The 2,580-nt window shown below is 56.2% G+C and carries 3 protein-coding genes; all 3 read left to right on the forward strand.

Annotated elements, in window-relative coordinates:
• Positions 1-115: 115 nt before the first annotated feature.
• A complete protein-coding gene (gene istA / locus GVL50_RS28370; protein ID WP_159815838.1) occupies positions 116-1,615 on the forward strand; it encodes an IS21 family transposase in 1,500 nt (499 codons plus the stop codon).
• Positions 1,608-2,411, forward strand: coding sequence for an IS21-like element helper ATPase IstB (gene istB, locus GVL50_RS28375; protein WP_017476679.1), 804 nt, complete (start codon positions 1,608-1,610; stop codon positions 2,409-2,411). The genes istA and istB overlap by 8 nt, the downstream gene beginning before the upstream one ends.
• Positions 2,398-2,580 (forward strand): hypothetical protein (locus GVL50_RS28845; RefSeq protein ID WP_218586052.1); only part of this gene is annotated, 183 nt, incomplete at its 3' end. The genes istB and GVL50_RS28845, both read left to right, overlap by 14 nt.

The raw sequence follows: 2,580 nt of genomic DNA on the forward strand, positions 1-2,580 counted from the left end.
TGTTGCCGCTGACCGAAAACTGACCCAGTAAAGGCTGTTCTGCCGACTGAAAACTGACCCAGGTGTTCAACTGCTTCTGCTCACTTTTCGAGCAGGAGAATACAGGGTGATCAGCATGGAAATGTTGGGAAAAATCCGGCGGATGTACTTCCGCGACAAGCTCTCGCTGCATCAGATAGCCAAGCGTACCGGGCTGTCGAGAAACACCATCCGAAAATGGGTCAGAGCGCCCGAAGCAACTCAGCCGGCGTACCAGCGCAGCGCAACCTTCAACAAACTCAGCCCATTCCACGAGACGCTGGAACAGGCGCTGAAGGCCGATTCGTTCCGGGCAAAGCACAACCGCAGGAGCGCCAAAGCACTTTTCGAGCAGATCAAGGCCGAGGGTTATGACGGCGGCTACAGCCAGCTCACAGCATTTGTACGTTCGTGGCGAGGTGAGCAAGGCAAGTCTTTACGCGCTTTTGTACCGCTGACGTTTGCACTCGGAGAGGCCTTCCAGTTTGACTGGAGCGAAGAAGGTCTGCTGATCGGTGGCCTGTTTCGACGCATCCAGGTCTCCCACATGAAGCTGTGCGCCAGTCGCGCATTTTGGTTGGTTGCGTATCCCAGCCAAGGCCACGAGATGCTGTTCGATGCCCATACCCGCTCGTTTGGCGCGTTAGGTGGGGTGCCGCGTCGCGGCATCTACGACAACATGAAAACGGCTGTCGACAAGGTCAACAAAGGCAAAGGTCGCACGGTCAATGCCCGGTTTGCCGTCATGTGTGCCCATTACCTATTCGATCCGGACTTCTGCAACGTGGCCTCTGGCTGGGAAAAAGGCATTGTCGAAAAGAACGTACAGGACAGCCGGCGGCGCATCTGGCTCGATGCTCAAAACTGCATGTTCCACACCTTTGAAGAACTGAATGTCTGGCTCGGCCAACGCTGTCGTGCGCTCTGGAGCGAGCTGGTGCACCCGCAGTACAACGGGCTAACGGTGGCGGACGTCCTGGAGTTGGAACGGGTCGAAATGATGCCAATGCCCACGGCCTTTGATGGCTACGTCGAGCGCACCGTAAGGGTCTCCAGCACCTGCCTGATCAGCGTGGCACGAAATCGCTACTCGGTGCCTTGTGAGCGAGTCGGCCAGTGGGTCAGCAGCCGTCTTTACCCAACCCGAATCGTGGTCATCGCCGATGACATGATGATCGCCAGCCACGAGCGTCTCTTTGATCGAGATCAGGTCAGTTTTGACTGGCAGCATTACATCCCACTCATCGAGCGCAAGCCGGGTGCACTGCGCAATGGCGCACCGTTTGCCGATCTGCCCAATCCGTTGCGGCTTCTCAAACGGGGCCTGAGACGTCACAGCAACGGTGATCGAATCATGACGCAGGTGCTGGCTGCCGTGCCCATCGCCGGTCTCGACCCGGTGCTGGTAGCGGTAGAACTGGTGCTTGAGTCGGGAAGCTTGAGCGCCGATCACATCCTGAATGTTCTAGCTCGACTGACCTCCACTGCACCACCGCCTTCCGTAGAAACCAGCCTGCAACTCAAGGTGGCTCCCGTTGCCAACACGGCCCGATATGACCAACTCCGTACAACAGATGAGGAGAGCCGCAATGCGTGACTTGATGGCAGAACTTAAAGAACTGCGTCTGCATGGCATGGCGCAGGCTTGGGAAGAACTGGCGGCCCAGGGAGAAGCTTCGACGGCATCCTCGAAATGGCTGCTTGAGCATCTGCTCCAACAGGAGCAGGCAGATCGCGCCGTGCGCTCTGTGAATCATCAGATGAACATGGCAAAGCTCCCCATGCACCGTGATTTAGCTGGCTTTGACTTCAGCGCTTCCAGCGCTGATGCCCGTCTGGTCAAGGAATTATCCAGCCTTGAGTTTACGGAGACTGCGCAAAATGTCGTGTTCATCGGTGGGCCTGGAACCGGAAAAACACACCTGGCCAGTGCCTTGGCCGTGTCCGGAATCACCACTCATAACAAACGAGTACGGTTCTTCTCCACGGTCGATCTCGTCAACCTGCTGGAACGTGAAAAGTACGATGGTAAGGCAGGCAGAATCGCCCAGGGACTGCTTCGGACAGACCTAGTGATACTCGATGAGCTTGGGTATTTGCCCTTCAGCCAGAGTGGTGGCGCGCTGTTATTTCACCTGCTTTCCAAGCTGTACGAACACACCAGCGTGGTCATCACCACCAACCTCAGCTTCTCGGAATGGTCGAGTGTGTTTGGTGACGCCAAGATGACCACAGCGTTACTGGATCGGCTGACACACCACTGCCACATCGTCGAAACGGGCAACGAGTCCTACCGCCTGCAACACAGCACCTTGGCAGACCAGACAAAGATCAAATCGCGTGAACGAAAGCGCAAGGACGAAGATGGTATCGAGGACGATGAACCGTTTTGATCTGCATCGTAAACACCCTGCCGCATGCCTACATGCAGTGGGGCTTGATGAGCCTTCAAGCGGAACACGACTGCTAAGCTTATCCACAATTGCTGGGACAAAAATCAGCAATCCGCCCTGGGTCAATTTTCAATCGGCAGGGTGGGTCAGTTTTCAATCAGCGCCAACA

The organism is Pseudomonas sp. 18058 (assembly GCF_902706155.1).
GTDB lineage: Bacteria > Pseudomonadota > Gammaproteobacteria > Pseudomonadales > Pseudomonadaceae > Aquipseudomonas > Aquipseudomonas rustica.

What these genes read in the sequence shown, in the direction of transcription:
- istA (WP_159815838.1), top strand. Translation starts at nt 116, where the DNA reads ATGGAAATGTTGGGAAAAATCCGGCGGATGTACTTCCGCGACAAGCTC.
- istB (WP_017476679.1), top strand. Translation starts at nt 1,608, where the DNA reads ATGCGTGACTTGATGGCAGAACTTAAAGAACTGCGTCTGCATGGCATG.